The sequence below is a fragment of the Myxosarcina sp. GI1 genome (assembly GCF_000756305.1).
GTDB lineage: Bacteria > Cyanobacteriota > Cyanobacteriia > Cyanobacteriales > Xenococcaceae > Myxosarcina.
The window spans coordinates 59,396-74,193 of the sequence record NZ_JRFE01000003.1 but is presented as its reverse complement, the minus strand read 5'-3'; the positions used below and the strand labels follow the sequence as shown (position 1 = coordinate 74,193).

10 protein-coding genes are annotated in these 14,798 nt (G+C 33.9%); 4 read left to right on the top strand and 6 right to left on the bottom strand.

Features of this window, described 5'->3' with window-relative positions; all coding sequences use genetic code 11:
* Window positions 1–175: 175 nt before the first annotated feature.
* Complete coding sequence (locus tag KV40_RS01190; RefSeq protein WP_036477072.1) at window positions 176–2,362, top strand: polysaccharide biosynthesis tyrosine autokinase; 2,187 nt, start codon at window positions 176–178, stop codon at window positions 2,360–2,362.
* 246 nt (window positions 2,363–2,608) lie between these two features.
* Window positions 2,609–3,778, top strand: coding sequence for an SGNH/GDSL hydrolase family protein (locus KV40_RS01185; protein ID WP_036477070.1), 1,170 nt, complete (start codon window positions 2,609–2,611; stop codon window positions 3,776–3,778).
* Here the strand turns inward: KV40_RS01185 and KV40_RS01180 are convergent.
* Both KV40_RS01180 and KV40_RS01175 read right to left on the bottom strand, forming a co-directional pair.
* On the bottom strand, window positions 3,768–5,033 hold the full coding sequence (locus tag KV40_RS01180; protein ID WP_036477068.1) for an oligosaccharide flippase family protein: 1,266 nt from the start codon (window positions 5,031–5,033) through the stop codon (window positions 3,768–3,770). The genes KV40_RS01185 and KV40_RS01180 overlap by 11 nt on opposite strands.
* On the bottom strand, window positions 5,026–6,264 hold the full coding sequence (locus tag KV40_RS01175; RefSeq protein ID WP_036477065.1) for an O-antigen ligase: 1,239 nt from the start codon (window positions 6,262–6,264) through the stop codon (window positions 5,026–5,028). Before KV40_RS01175 ends, KV40_RS01180 begins: the two co-directional genes overlap by 8 nt.
* A gap of 179 nt (window positions 6,265–6,443) precedes the next feature.
* Here KV40_RS01175 and KV40_RS01170 point away from each other — a divergent pair, with 179 nt between their 5' ends.
* On the top strand, window positions 6,444–7,715 hold the full coding sequence (locus KV40_RS01170; protein WP_052055243.1) for an endo-1,4-beta-xylanase: 1,272 nt from the start codon (window positions 6,444–6,446) through the stop codon (window positions 7,713–7,715).
* Window positions 7,716–7,748: 33 nt separating this feature from the next.
* Here the strand turns inward: KV40_RS01170 and KV40_RS01165 are convergent, their stop codons facing one another.
* Window positions 7,749–8,786 (bottom strand): hypothetical protein, encoded by a 1,038-nt coding sequence (locus tag KV40_RS01165; protein ID WP_036477062.1) that lies wholly within the window; start codon window positions 8,784–8,786, stop codon window positions 7,749–7,751.
* 582 nt (window positions 8,787–9,368) lie between these two features.
* Between KV40_RS01165 and KV40_RS01160 the strand changes: the two genes are divergently transcribed.
* The gene (locus KV40_RS01160) at window positions 9,369–10,343 is read left to right on the top strand and encodes a hypothetical protein (RefSeq protein WP_036477060.1); all 975 of its coding nucleotides are present in this window, start codon (window positions 9,369–9,371) and stop codon (window positions 10,341–10,343) included.
* Between the two features lie 48 nt (window positions 10,344–10,391).
* Here the strand turns inward: KV40_RS01160 and KV40_RS01155 are convergent, their stop codons facing one another.
* From KV40_RS01155 to KV40_RS01145, 3 genes are all read right to left on the bottom strand, one after another.
* Window positions 10,392–11,567 (bottom strand): hypothetical protein, encoded by a 1,176-nt coding sequence (locus KV40_RS01155; protein ID WP_036477057.1) that lies wholly within the window; start codon window positions 11,565–11,567, stop codon window positions 10,392–10,394.
* A gap of 247 nt (window positions 11,568–11,814) precedes the next feature.
* Complete coding sequence (locus KV40_RS01150; RefSeq protein WP_036477055.1) at window positions 11,815–12,621, bottom strand: WecB/TagA/CpsF family glycosyltransferase; 807 nt, start codon at window positions 12,619–12,621, stop codon at window positions 11,815–11,817.
* Window positions 12,622–12,987: 366 nt separating this feature from the next.
* On the bottom strand, window positions 12,988–14,493 hold the full coding sequence (locus tag KV40_RS01145) for an HAD family hydrolase (RefSeq protein ID WP_052055242.1): 1,506 nt from the start codon (window positions 14,491–14,493) through the stop codon (window positions 12,988–12,990).
* Between the last annotated feature and the right edge of the window lie 305 nt (window positions 14,494–14,798).

The window sequence follows — 14,798 nt, the reverse complement described above, 5'->3', positions numbered from 1 at the left end:
GAGAATAATTTATAAGCTATTCAAAGTATTATGAAATAATTTGTTAACCAACTTAAATCAACAAAAAAAACGAGGATAGGGCTGAAGAAATTTTAAAAGTTTTGATTTTAGATATTATTGCATCTAACTCGTTCCAGCTAGTTTAAAAATTCAGACGTGGGGATAGTAAAATTTAATGGATTCTAACGCACATTTAGATGAATATATTGATTTTCAGAAATACTGGCTAGTTCTGAAGCGACGCTGGATACCTGCCGCAGCTATTTTTGGTGGTGTAGTAGGTCTTTCCATTTTATATGCCCTATCACTGGCTCCAGTTTATCAAGCCGAAGCCAGATTATTAATTAAAGCCGATCGCAGTGCCAAACTCACAGGTTTAGAAAACGGTACGGGAGAAATTGAAGGTTTGACTACCGATAGCAATCCCCTGGCGACAGAAGCTCAAATAATACAATCTCGACCCATCGTAGATAAACTGATTGAAGAGCTAAATTTGAAAGATGACGAAGGCGAACCTTTAAAATATAAAAAATTTGCCGAGAAATTAAAAGCTACTCCCGTTACGGGAACAGATTTATTAGAAATAACCTATAGCAACGAAGATCCAAAGCTGGCAGCAAATATCGTCAATAAAGCGATCGAACTATATATAGAAGACCATACTTTAAATAATCGTTCTGAAACTGCTTCAGCCCGAAAATTTATCGAACGTCAGCTACCTCAAGTTGAAACTCGTGTTAGAGAAGCAGAAGAAAATCTTCGACGCTTTAAAAATCAAAATGGCATTGCTAGTTTAGACGAAGAAACAACTGCAAATATTGGTTCGCTATCTATGGTTGCCAATCAAGTAGATGAAATAGAAGCGGAACTAGAAAATGTTAATGCTCGTTACGAACGGCTTCAAAGTCAGTTAAATATGAGTTGGCAAGAGGCATCAGCCGTTAGTTCCTTAAGTGAATCTCTAGCAGTACAGAGAGTTTTAGCGCAGCTTCAAGAAGTAAAAGTAGCACTGGTACAAGAGCGCAATTATTTGTCCGACCTGGCACCACAAGTTATAGCTCTCAAAGAAGAAGAAGCGGATTTGACTGCCCTGTTAGATCGGCAGATAGCTAACACTTTAGGTAGCGAGCAGCAGGCTTTGGTCGATAATGTTAATATTTTAGGTCTAGGAGAGCTAAAGCAAGCGCAAATTGCCGAGTTTGCCAACTTAGGACTTAAAAAAGAAGGATTAGAAAAGAAACTCAGAAATTTAAAAAATACCTACGACTCCTACCAGCAAAAGTCCGATACTCTGCCTAGTTTGCAGGAACGACAAAGAGAACTCATGCGCCGCGTAGAAGCTTCCCAATCTACGTATCAAACACTGTTGAGTAAGTTGCAAGAAACTCAAATTAGCGAAGAGCAAAATATTGGCAATGTTCGAGTAGTTTCCGAAGCAGTTGTTCCAGATGAGCCTGCAGGTCCTAACAAAATATTGATTGTAGCTGGTGCTGGAATATTTGGAGCTTTACTCGGTGCTGCGGTTGCCTTTTTACTAGATATAAAAGATAGAACGATTAAAAACACTCACGAAATAGAGTTAATGCTTCCCTATCCTTTGTATGGTATTGTTCCCGACCATAATAAGATTGCTGCCAAAAAACAGTTTTTGCTACCAGATAGCTCCTTTCAGAACACGCCACTATTGACAACTAGCAATTTTTCAGTGTTGCCGATTGAAGAAGCATATCATAATATTCAAGTCAATCTCGAACTGCTAGATTCTAATATAGCTAGCAAAGTTATTGTCGTTACTAGCGCAACTTCGGGTGAAGGTAAATCTTCAGTTTCGGCTAATTTAGCCAAGGCAAAAGCTCAGTGTGGGGAAAAAGTTTTGCTAATTGATGGAGATTTACGCCGTCCGATGCAACATAGAATCTGGGGCATTTCTAATAATAATGGTTTGACAGAAATTTTAAAACAGCAGGTGGAATGGGAAGAAACTATACAAAATGTAATGCCCAATCTTGATGCGATCGCTTCGGGATTAATTCCAGAACATTCAGTATCATTGCTTAACTCTCCACTAATGAAAGAATTAATTGTCAGTGCAGTTGGTTATTACGATCGCATTATTCTCGATACGCCTCCCTTAATTGGTTTAGCGGATACTAAAATTTTAGGCAAATTAGCCGATAGCATGTTATTTGTCGTCCGTCCTGGTGTAGCAAGTTATGGTAGCATTGCGGCAGCTAAAAAAGCTGTAGAGACTTCAAATTTGAACGTGCTGGGAATTATCGCTAATAGTGTAGATCTCGACCGAGAACCTTATGGTTACGAAGTTTACTATCCAAATAAAAGGTATTTGGAAGCAGCAAGTTAAATCTCTTGCTGCCTGAAATGAATATTTCCAAGCTTTATTCTCTATTTCTTTAGCATCTAATTTTCACGAAAATGCTGGGAGCGATCTATATGCTTCAGGTAGCCAGATTAAAACTACATTTTAGATTTTCAAAGTTGTTGTATAAATTAAAATAAACTACTAAATTTAAGTAGATATTTTGTATAAGTAATATTTTAGCTTTAACAAACAAAACAAGCAGCAATATAAATCTTGAAGACTTAACAAATGTTTCTTCCAAAAAGAAGATTTCCCGAAAAATCTATATTAAATATAGCCATTGCTGGCGGCTCTAATTCACTTATAAGAAATGGTTATACAAAATATTTAAATGATTCAATAGGTCAAATAACTGGAAGACAAACACGTTTAAATTATTATGCAGTAGGAGGTGTAACTAACGTACACGCCTTAGTTCAAAATTATAGATATAGTATTGAAGTAAATAGCGATTTAATTTTTTATGAATATTGTATCAATACTAGACACGCAATCGAAATTAAAAAGTATTCTCTCGAACTAGCTGGAAAAGCTTTAGAAGGATTCATTAGAAGAGTAAAAAATTTAAATCCTCAATGTATTATTATTATACTTATTTTTGGCGTTAATTTAGATGATTATTACGAGAACGACTGTGATGTATCAAATCTGTATGAATTAATAGGTAAACACTACGATATTCCAATAGTTAATTTAACTAGTTTACTAATTAAAGAGCGAGGAATTGATTTTACAAAGTCTCTTTATAATAATAAAGATCATGCTCATTATACTAGACCTTACGGAGTTAAAGTTGTAGCTGACCGAATAGTAAAATACTTAAAAAACTTAGGAATCACTGAAGTTTTAACCTCGAAGGATTATCGCCAAAAAACAGAACTTGAAAATCTGTCAAACATACCCAAACTATATCAGGATAATTTTGAGCAGTTAGCATTTTTAGATTGTTTTCAAGATAATTGTTTTACAGGAAACAAACCAAAAGTATCCGTCTATCAAAATTCTGTGTTTAAAGAACAAAATTATACGATCGATCGAGAAACATCCTTAAATTTTTTTTTAAAGGGAAGATTAGCAGGAATATATATAAAGTCCGATCTAAATGATGGCTTTTTCAGAATAAACTTTAACTCTCAACAACTTGTAACAAGCTCTTTTTCATCTTGGAATAATTATATTAAATCTCAAAATATCAGCTTTATTTCTTTACCTCTATTAAAATTTTCTCCCTCTACCGATTTTAATAAACTAAGTATATCTATATGCCCAGATTATCCCGAAAAATTTGAACTAGACATCTTCAAAACCGTTCCGATGAGAAACAATCCTAATAAATGGAAACTTAACATTATTGGAGTAGCATACATCGGAGAAATATCTTATCTATCTAACTCCTAGAATACATGTAGACACAGATCCAAAGAGATAACATTAATAACACTTCAGAAATTAAAGTAGCCCAAATAGCACCATGCCATTGATATAAGGGAATTAACCAGAAGTTAAGTATTCCATTTAAAATCGCGATCGCTACCTGCATTACGCTTCTGGTACTTTGATAGTTCGCTCCAGTCAGTGTAGAGGCAGCAAAAGAACGTACGGTACTAAAAAAAATAACTGGAGAAAGCCACATTAAAGCAACAACTGAGTCAGAATAGTTAGCTCCAATTAATTTAGGCAACAGAGGTGCAAAAATAAATATACCAGCTATTGCCAGCAAAGAATAACCTGTGGCTAGTGGTAATAATTTTTTACATAAATTGAAGCTACTTTTTATTCCCGCAGTTCCCTGTTGAAAAAAATCTCTAAAAGAAGCTATCAATATCGACTGTAATGGTATTAAAGCTACACTGAGAATATTGTAGGCAGCTCCATATATTCCAGCAGCTTGGGCAGTAGACATTTTAGCCAACATAGATTTATCCAAATCATTATAAATATTTTGAGCGGATACATCTATAGAAAAGGCGAATCCTTGACGCAATTCTTGAGTAACTTCAGGCAACTTAAATCGAGGATATCCGATTATTTTTACTACTAAAATGCAGCTTATTATAGTTGTAACCAAGGTTGCCAAGCAATATAGTATCGACCAAATAAGTAAAGTCGGGAATTCAAAAAAGACTACAAACGCCAGAGAAGCTAAAAATCTATTGATTGAAAGAATTACAATAACTCTGGCTGCATATTTTAACATTCCTACCGATACAAAAGCATCTCTGGCAAGATCGCTGACCTTCATTAAAATAAGGTTTGCTAAAGCCAAGAAAAAAATTGAATAGATAGAAATACCAGAAATAGGAGATACACTGAAGACAATTAAAACTATTAAGATAAATATAGAACCAAAAATTAGCGTCTTGAGAATTGCCGTTCCCCAAGACTCGCCAAATAAACTTTGATTTCTCGAAACGTTTTTAATCAGTATTTCACCACTTCCCCAACTAGCGAAAGGAATAAAAATAGAAATAAATGCAATTACACCAACGTATAAACCATAGCGTTCGGGACCAAAGGTACGAGTTAAAATTACAAAGTAAATTAATTGAACGAATAATCGAAATGCGAAAGACTGAATGAGTATGCGCGTATTGTTTAAAATAGTGTTTTGAAAAAGCTTATTCCAAAGCTGCCGAACCTTGTTTTTATTCATTAAATTTTGTATTTACTTTAGTTAAGTTGAGTGAATAAATAAACGCCATAGAAATTATCCAGTTAATACTATTAATAGTCAAAAATGAAACTTCGGTAAAGTTAAAAAATACAGTATATGAAAAAAAAGAAAAGATCCATAACATTCTTAAATCTTTCGATATTAAATAATTAAATAGAGCTTTACCTATATTTTTAAAATATCCTACAACAAAAATAAAACATCCTACGAATCCTATGTTCAACCATAATTGAATATAGCCATTATGCGCGTGAACTGGTCCCCAGTCTTGTACTTGCCATAAAAGCTCTGTCTCCTGGTGTGAAGCCGAGAAAAACGAACCATAACCATAGCCAAACCAAAATTTTTCTCGCATAAATTTCCACAAAATACCCCAGAGAATAGTCCTTCCAGATAAGGTAATGTCTCTATTGTTAGCATCTAAAAAAGCATTAAAATTGATTGCTATAATAGATAAAAGCCCAAAAGCTAATAGTAAAAATATTAAAATCAGTAATACTCCAGTTTTAGATTTTAAGGATAAATATTTAAAGTTTTGAAATATAATAAAAACTATTATTACGCTCAACAAAGACGTAGCAGAATCTGAATAATATACTAATATCACTGATAGTAAACAACATAATTGCATAACAAACTTATATTTTTTTGCTGTTTGAGCGAGATAGTAAAAGGTCATAAAACTAATAAACATATTTCCACCTAGTCCGTTTTTGTGGAGATAAATTCCCTGCCAAGCTCCAACAATTGCATCTGTATTCATAACTCCATATTCTGGCAGCAAAAACACAAACATATAATTTAAGATTATGGATATACCGTATGTCCAACCCATTAGTTTTAGTTGGCTGTCAAAACTATAGTGAGAACCAAAGTAAGTTGCAAAAATAGTAGAACCAACTAAGGCAAAAATTTTTCTAAAAGCAATATCTGGAACTGAAGACCAGGAAACAGAAACTATTGCTAAAGTGACTATTAACAAAATCCAAATATTTTTTTTGATGGCATAAAAAGTTTCTTGCCAACGAAATACTAATAGAAAAAAATTTACAAAATAAATTAATAAGCCAATAAAACGAAGTAAAGCACTATCTTTATCGGGACTCGATTCAGACTCTTGTCCAAAAACAAGCACAAAAAATGCTTGGGAGAAGAAAAACAGCGAAATAGATACAAATGCATTTTCTAAAAACTTTAATAGTTTGCTCATAAACAAAAACTTATAATAAAAAAATTATTTATTTTGAACGAACTAGGTGATTGTACTCTAATTATTTTTTTAGATTTTATATAGTACATACTTTTCCTGAAAAATACTGATGTCGTTTTTTATATAGAGAAAGCTATGCTTTTTAATGTAAAGTTAGTTTCAGCTTAAAAGATAACTCGATGACTAACAGGGAACAGAAAATTAGACGACGTTCGTTATTATTAGGATTAAGTGCTCTAGGTGTTACTCATTGTGTTAATCTTGCTAAAGACTATAGAACATCTGAAGTAGAGATACAACAATCGAGTGAATATTTAGATACCATAGCCTCATTTGAAAGTACAAAGAGTTTGCAGCAGCTTGCTGCTTCTAAAGGCTTGATTTATGGTGCTTATCCTCAAAAATCGTACGCTAATTTTGTAGGAGGCAAACCATTTAAATCCACTTATATCCGAGAATGCGCTTTATTAGTTGCAGGATTTTTTGGAGTTTCTGTCGGTCCTGTATCGAAAAACACCTACAATTTTCGGGAAGCCGATTCTTTTTTTAATTTTGCTGTCAGACATAAAAAAAGATTTCGAGGTCATCCTTTAATATGGAATGAATTTAATTCTCCTTGGTTAGTAAACAAGTTTAATGCCTCTAGTACTACCTCGTCTGACATTGAGGCTATTTTGATCGATTCTATAGAAACCATGGTAGGACGTTATAAAGGACAAGTTCATTCATGGGATGTAGTTAATGAAATTATAAATCCCGATGATGGACGAACTGATGATTTAAAAGATACTCTTAAAAGTGGTATTAGAGGTGAGTATTACAGATCTTGGCTGCACTTTCTAGGTCCAAATTATATCGATCTGGCATTTAGAGTGGCAGCAAAAGCCGATCCTAAAACAATGCTTACTTATAATGACAATTCCATCGTGTATGATTTTAATTGGCAAGAAAGAAGAAGAAGAGCAGTTCTCAATACTTTAGAAAAATTAAAAGCTAACGGTACGCCAATTCATGCTTTTGGCATTCAGTCTCATTTGAATGCTAGTTGGAATCAGAATTTTAACGAACGCAAGTTTAGAGATTTTTTGAGCGATATTGCTAGCTTGGGACTAAAAATTATTATTAGCGAATTAGATGTTATGGACCATGAATTGCCTGGCAACATTTCAATTCGCGATCGCCGAGTTGCTAGAGCTTATTATCAATATCTTTCTGTAGCATTAGACGAACCAGCAGTAATTTCGGTTATTAATTGGGGATTGAGCGATAAATTCACCTGGTTATCATATTTTTCTCCCAGAGCCGATGGAAAACCCGTTCGTCCTCTGCCATATAACAAATACATGCGCCGCAAAAGAGCTTGGCAAGCTATAGCTAGAGCATTTAGCGAAGCTCCCAAGCGACCAAAACACGAACAATTCGATCTGATCCCCCAAAGTAAAATCGGTTGATTTGAAGTTTTTACGTCAGCAAAATATTTATTTTTAACTATTACGTTCGACAACACCTTTAAGAAAATTAGGTAAGAATTTTTCGGGTGCTAAAAACTGTTGATAAACCGAACGATTTTCTCTTTTCATTTCGCGAAATTCGCGATCGCTTGTCCGCTCGAAATGTTCTAAAATTATGTCTGCTATTTTTGATAGAGAATCAACAGGAATTTTTATGATATGTAGTTTATCTTCATAAGGAATTACTACATCGGTGTCAATAACCACTGGTATACGACCTGCATTTAGAGCCATATAAAACCGTCCTGAATAATTACCATTAGCTCTCACGCATAAAGCATAGTCGCTCTCGAGCATGTTTTTGATAAATAAATTTTCTAGTAAATTTCGATTGGAATTGTCTCGGTCGTAGTAATCGTCTAGATGATTGGTAATATCAAAACAGCTATCTATTCTTGGATCTGCTTCGAGCAAATTTATTGCTATTGCTCTAAGTTTGTGACTCATACCTTTTTTCAGTCTGATATCAACTCGGCGCGCAATAGCACCTTGAGATAAAACCGACTGAGCTACTGACAAAGGTAAAACTTTCCCAATCTTAAAAAGTTTACCAATAGATGATGTGGTTCCACAAAAACCAACCGCAGGTTTTGAAGATTTAAAACCTATATCTAAAGATTCTAGTTTATCTTTAGTTTTGCCATCGCTCCAATATGGACATTCTGTTTCCAAGGTTTTTTTCAAACTTTTATATAGACCAGAACGTAAAATGTTAGCTGTTGATATGTCTAGAAATACATCTGAATCACTAGTAGCATCAATGACTAAAGGCTTGTTGTATTTAACGGCTTCTTCAGCAGCATCAAACACTGAAGCATCAAAAGCTAGAGTTTCTGGATTAAAAACTTTGTATGGATAGATAGCTACTTGGCAATTTTGTATGGAACTAACTTCTGTCCAGTTGTTTTTTGTAATAAACTCTTCAAATATTTTGTCTCTGTTTTTTGGTCTGAGAGACCATAGTATTTCTACACGAGTATTTTCAGCAGCATTAAAGGTATAAATTTTCATAGTAGACTAAAGCGTAAACAAAACAACCGTATCGATCTATTGAAAATCAACTGCACTGGTTATTAGATGTGACCTTGCAGTGCAACCCCGCGCTGTCGTTTTTACAAGGCTAGGTTTTATTACTAAAGTGAGTAACAGCTTAAAAAGAGTGCATAAGTGAACATTAGCACCAAAAACAATTTACAGGAAACAACTTGTCAGTCAAAAAACAATATTTATATAAATATAGGTTTAGAGGTACTTATGTCAGGAAGTTGGTAATTTTTTACTTATAAAATTAAGTTATAAGGCTGGTAATTCGGTTTGATTAAATTTGCTTGAGAACAGTTATTGAGACTTAAACTGAGAAGCATTCAAACTGGGTATTCTTAAATCAGTGGAATTTACTTTAATGCCTTTACTGTTCCCTGTTCCCTTTCCTGGATTACCAATTTAAAAACATGATAGCTTGTTAGATATCCTTTAAAGATTTAAGCTATACTTTTTAAGTTCGAGTTTCGTATCTCGCTAATTTGAATACTGCTATAGCTATATTTATTTTTCGATTTTGATTTATAAAGTTTTAAAAAGCTTATTTTTATTATGGTTGATAATACTAAAAAAATATTTTTTGTTTGGAAAAAATATCAACGAAGACCTGAAGTTCTAGCACCTTTAGTCAATGCAGAGTTAAAATTTATACCACATTTGTTTAAAAGCAAATATTTGAGAATATTTGACTATTTGTTTAAATTAGTGGTAAATATCAGTCAAATTGTCCGACAAAAACCCGATTTTGTTATCGTTCAATGCCCGCCAACTTATAGTGCTTTGCCTGCTGCCTTAACAGGAACTCCTTACATTATTGATGCTCACAATCCGCTCTTTCAAGTAGAAATGTGGCAAAAGCTACCTGGAGCAAAATATTTGATTCAAAATGCCAAAGCTATTATCGTTCATAATCTAGAAATGTATGAGTTGGTCGAAAAAAAATATACATCCATCCGTCTGTTTAATATTTCCGATCCCATAAAATTTATTGCTGCTGACGACCGCCGACAACGAGACAGCAAGCAAATACTGGTAATTGCTTCTTTCGATCCCTGGGATGAACCAGTAGAACTTTTATTAGAGGTTATGGAAGATTTGACTGAATATAACTTTATAGTTACAGCAGATATCAATAAGTTATCAACTAATATCAGAGAAAAACTTCAGCAGTTAAAAAACGTTCGTTTGACTGGGTTCTTACCTGTTGAAAAATATCACGACATGTTGTGTTCTAGTTTAGCCGCTCTCGTTTTAACAACCAGTGAAGCAACTCAACCGAGCGGTGCCTGCGAAGCTCTATCTTCTAATACACAATTAGTAATTAGCAAAACATCTCTTACTGAAAAATTATTTGGAGAATGGGCAACTTTAGTAGATAATTCTTCAGAATCAATTAAAAAGGCTATAAGAGACTTAACACCTAAAAAAATCGATCTAACTGTATATCGCGATCGCTGGAATTTGGCGGTTGAACGAGAAATTTTAGAACTGGTTGAATATATTGACGAGTTTAAACATCAAAATTAAATATTTTAACCTTTACTATCAAAAAAAAATTTACTTATAACAATAGATTTACACCAATCTTGAATAAAGATTATCTGGTAAATAACTTACTGATAGTTTTTTTGCAGATGCTTTTAGACGATCTAATAATTGAGTGTCGTCCAAAACTTGACTGACGATCTTGACAAAATGATAATAATCGTCAAAAAATAAGCTAGAATCGTGAAATTCTGAAGAAACATTATATTCGCGAGGCAACATTCCTGGTTTAGCTGCTCTCAGCATGTTAAAAATCATACCCGATTCTTTAGTTTGACCGTAAACTTCAGTATTGTTTTTGCTAATAAATTGATTGTTCAGCAGTAAATCGCAATTTGCTATACTTGCGTCAAACTCTTTGCCATAAACAAATGAGTCATGATAATAAACTTGATATCCTGAATCGACTAAATTTGAAATTGCTGCTTTCATTTCTGGTTTTTCGCGCTCTGTAATATATCCTAATAAATGCAAAAATATGCGATCGCGCAAAGTTTCAGAATTTTGTTGTAGAGCTTCAAACAAACTCAAATAGTCACGTTTGGCTTGCGAAATTACTCCAGGTATGCAAATTTTTAGTCGCTCGTTCTCTTGGGAACGATCTTCCATTCCCTCATAAATGGCAAACGGAAAAACTATAATCGGAGATTTGCATGAGTATTTGATTAAAGTGTTTTTTTGTCCTTCACTATGAACTATTAGCTTGAGCTTGTAATAGCGATCGTAGTCATGAAGTATTTTTTTTCTTAGTAGTCGATAGTAGAGATAGTCTCTAACAGTCCTGGCGATTATGCGAGAGTATTGCCGATTTTGATCTTTATTTTTTAAGCTGAGAAGCAAAGTTTTTTTGGCTCGCTCGAAGTCGTCATTATACCATTCTTCACACTGATGTATGTGCAGAAACATTTCCTTAGTTTGCGGTTTAAATCGAGCAAAATCGGTAAAATTATCAAAAATAGTACAAATATGTATGCGGTCAAACGAAATATTTTCTATGTCTTTGAGTAGTTTGTTTAAAGAGCAATTTTTGTCTAATACCACCACACTAGAATTTTCTGGTAAGCCATTTTCATCGAGGGCAAGCTTAATTGCTGATAAAGTATAGACAATTATTTTATTATTTTTATCGCTAGCATAGGTTTTAAGTAGCCCATTTACTGCTGAATAATGATTGGGTTCGCTGACTTCAATTATTCCAATAAGCATGACTATAAAATTACCAACTTGAATATGTATATAAAATGAGTTGTATAGAACATAATGCTGTTACCTCTTTCAAACTATTTATACTTTATATGTTAAATAGTTTGGCAAAAACAAAATAAACAAAATATTAAATTTAATTCAACGAAATTATTGAAATTTATTGCTATCTTTAATCATGAATCACAAAGGTTTTCATGGCAGCTATTAAATACAAGATTTCGCAACATTGATTTTAAATCTTTTAAAATTAGCCATAAGATTCAATTGTTTCTTTGCCATTAGGCATGGTGGGAACAAATTTTCTCCACCCCAAATACTGTAATAAAATATTCCACAAATAAAGAGGATTGAGATACATATATCGTTTCCATAAACGATTTGGCTCTTGAACCAAACGATAAAGCCACTCTAGACCAGCGTTCTGCATCCATACAGGAGCTTGTGGCAGAGTTCCCGCATGAAAATCAAAAGCGGCACCCACAGCTAAAATAGGTATATTTAAAAGATTGCGATATTCATAAGCCCAAGTTTCTTGTCGCGGACAGCCTAAGCCTAAAAAGACGGCATTTGCCCCTGAAGCTTTGATGCGTTCTACAAGTTCTAATCTTTCTTTTTCGGTTAATTTACGAAATTTAGAAGGTTCGACTCCAGCAATTTTTAGTTCGGGGTATAGTTGTTTAAAATTTGCCACTAGCTTGTCTAAAGTTTCTGGTTTGCTACCGTACAAATAAATACTCAATCCTTGTTTGGCAAAAGATTCGGCAACTTTTAAAGTTAGATTGGGTCCATAAACGCGATCGGGTAGTTTCTGATTGTAAAGCCAAGACAATGCCCAACGGACTGGTTGACCGTCGGGAACTACTAAATCCAAACCATTTAAACGCCTCGCATGTAGTGAATCCAAAAATCCTGTCATTACTCCATGTACTGCCAAAGCACTAACTGAATAAGAGTGTCGCTCGGCAGCAGCTGAAACTATACTTTTTACAGCACTTTCATAATCTACTGCGTGAATATTGATACCCAAAACAGAGTATTTACCTTTGTTAATCACTTTTAATACTGACGCTAAAATAATAAAATTTAGTGTATAACACAAATATTTTTTTGTTAATTTTAGCTCCTTACTAAACTTTGTCTGGTTGGTGGGTCGTTTTTTTACAAGCTTTTGTATATGAACAATCAGCCTGACAACAATATTTATACTTACAATTGTTGAGTAATACAAAATTACTAATAATAAAACTGATTTTGTATTAAATCAATTAGATTTGCTCAATTGTCGTTACAAAAGTTGCACGCGTAAAATTATTTCATACTTTTGCCATTTTCAGTGTATTTACCAAAACATTATTCATAAAATATTATAAATACAATTAAATATTTTTCCTTAACCATTAGATTGCGATCCGAGCCATATTCATTTAAAGCGTAAAATAGGTTTTGCTTGACTAACAGCGAGCCAAATGTCTTTAGTTGCTCGTACAGATAACAAAACAGTAATTGCCAATACCTGCCAAGTTAGAATAGTAACGATACTGCGTTCTTCAACTAATATTGCTGCCAGCAAAAGTTCAAATATTAGCAAGCGACACAATCGATCTGGAAATTCGCGTGGGTATGTTATTACTTCAGGTTGCCAACGATAAATAATGTAAGGTATGGAGCGTGAGATTATCTGGGCGACAAACAGCATGGCACCGATTTGATTAGTTATAGCGATCGCCACAAAACCCAAACATTTGGTAGCTTGCAATAAAGGATAGAACCAAATTCTTGTTAGTTTATCGACGTGGTTAAAACTCCAAAATATTACACGCACCAAAACTAGTAAAGCGAACCACGATCCTAGCTTGAGGGTTAGTTCGTTAAATGGAGCTATATTTAGTTGCCAATCGACACTTGCATAATTGAATTGAATCTGACTTAATTCTAATAATATCAATCCTGGAATTGCCAGGCACAAAGCCCAAATCCAAGGCTGAATCAGAGGTATTTTAAATTGAGTTTGTCTGTAGCGATCCGATAGAACGGGTTTTTCTTCAAACTGTTCGCCAATCTTATCGTTTTCCCAATAGCCGATCTCGTAAATGCAATTAAAAGAAACAAGCAATAACGCCATGCTCAGTGAGTGTATTGCGGGATGGTGACTCAACCAGCTAAATCCTAAAATTAAAATTGCTAAATCGTCAGTTAGTACTTGTTTGACAAAATGAGACTGACTAGGACGTTTGATTCGTTCTGAGTAAAAAAAAGGCAGGTACACACCAGCCATCATTGAGACTTTTTTAGTTTCTGGCCAGTTTATCAAACAGGGTTTTGCAACTAAAGAAAGAAGCGGTAAATCATTTATGGAATCGGTAATAAAAACGGCTCTATCGATCGCATCAGAACCGATTCTTGCTTCTACTAAAACTTGTTTTCCTACAAATCGTTCGTAAGGTCCCTGCCAAAAACTGCAAGTAATCAGATCTTGTATTTTTAGAGGAATGTTCTTTAGTATAGGACGAATAATAAAGCCAAAACCCAAAGAGGCAATGATTATTTGACCTGTAGATTGAGTCAAAGCTTCATTAAGCTTGGTATTTTGGTAAAGGCTAGCCAGTCGCCTGGCACGCCATTGCCAAATAATTGGTGTCCAGGGAAAAAGAACCGTCGCAGTTACTACTCTCAACCAATCGCGCGATATTTCTCCCTTAAATTTTTCTGGCAACCAGTTCCAAGGTTGAAGATAATTCATTAGAGCGAGCAAAGCCACTCCGAAAACTCGCGGATATAAAGTATTAAGATATTCTTGAGTTGAATTGCTTAAAAAAAGGGTTTCATCAAAGTCTACAATAACTGGTTTATTGCAGACTTCATGATTTAATAAATCAATCGCTCGCTCGCTCGATTTAATGCAATTTTCATGACATTTTTTAGTCATAAATTTTTTCTAACTTCGTATGTTTTATCTATAAAGCAGCAATTTAAAAGCTTAATTTAAAGGATGAATAACACTCCAGACCGCAAAAAAGCTCTATATTTGGCTTCTCAAAGCTTAATAAATTCAATAAAAGATTATATTATATTACAATTTTAAAATTTTCAATATTATATATAATTTGGTGACAATTTTACAGCTAACAATGTAATTAAAAACACCAAAATACAATTAATTAAAGTATTTTATAATAATTGTTTGAAGCATCTTATTTTAATGTTAATGGCGCTTTGAAGCACGTATTTTTT

Bases quoted from the DNA above. Each gene is read 5' to 3' on its own strand.
- KV40_RS01190 (WP_036477072.1), top strand. From the start codon at position 176: ATGGATTCTAACGCACATTTAGATGAATATATTGATTTTCAGAAATAC.
- KV40_RS01185 (WP_036477070.1), top strand. From the start codon at position 2,609: ATGTTTCTTCCAAAAAGAAGATTTCCCGAAAAATCTATATTAAATATA.
- KV40_RS01180 (WP_036477068.1), bottom strand. From the start codon at position 5,033: ATGAATAAAAACAAGGTTCGGCAGCTTTGGAATAAGCTTTTTCAAAAC.
- KV40_RS01175 (WP_036477065.1), bottom strand. From the start codon at position 6,264: ATGAGCAAACTATTAAAGTTTTTAGAAAATGCATTTGTATCTATTTCG.
- KV40_RS01170 (WP_052055243.1), top strand. From the start codon at position 6,444: ATGACTAACAGGGAACAGAAAATTAGACGACGTTCGTTATTATTAGGA.
- KV40_RS01165 (WP_036477062.1), bottom strand. From the start codon at position 8,786: ATGAAAATTTATACCTTTAATGCTGCTGAAAATACTCGTGTAGAAATA.
- KV40_RS01160 (WP_036477060.1), top strand. From the start codon at position 9,369: ATGGTTGATAATACTAAAAAAATATTTTTTGTTTGGAAAAAATATCAA.
- KV40_RS01155 (WP_036477057.1), bottom strand. From the start codon at position 11,567: ATGCTTATTGGAATAATTGAAGTCAGCGAACCCAATCATTATTCAGCA.
- KV40_RS01145 (WP_052055242.1), bottom strand. From the start codon at position 14,493: ATGACTAAAAAATGTCATGAAAATTGCATTAAATCGAGCGAGCGAGCG.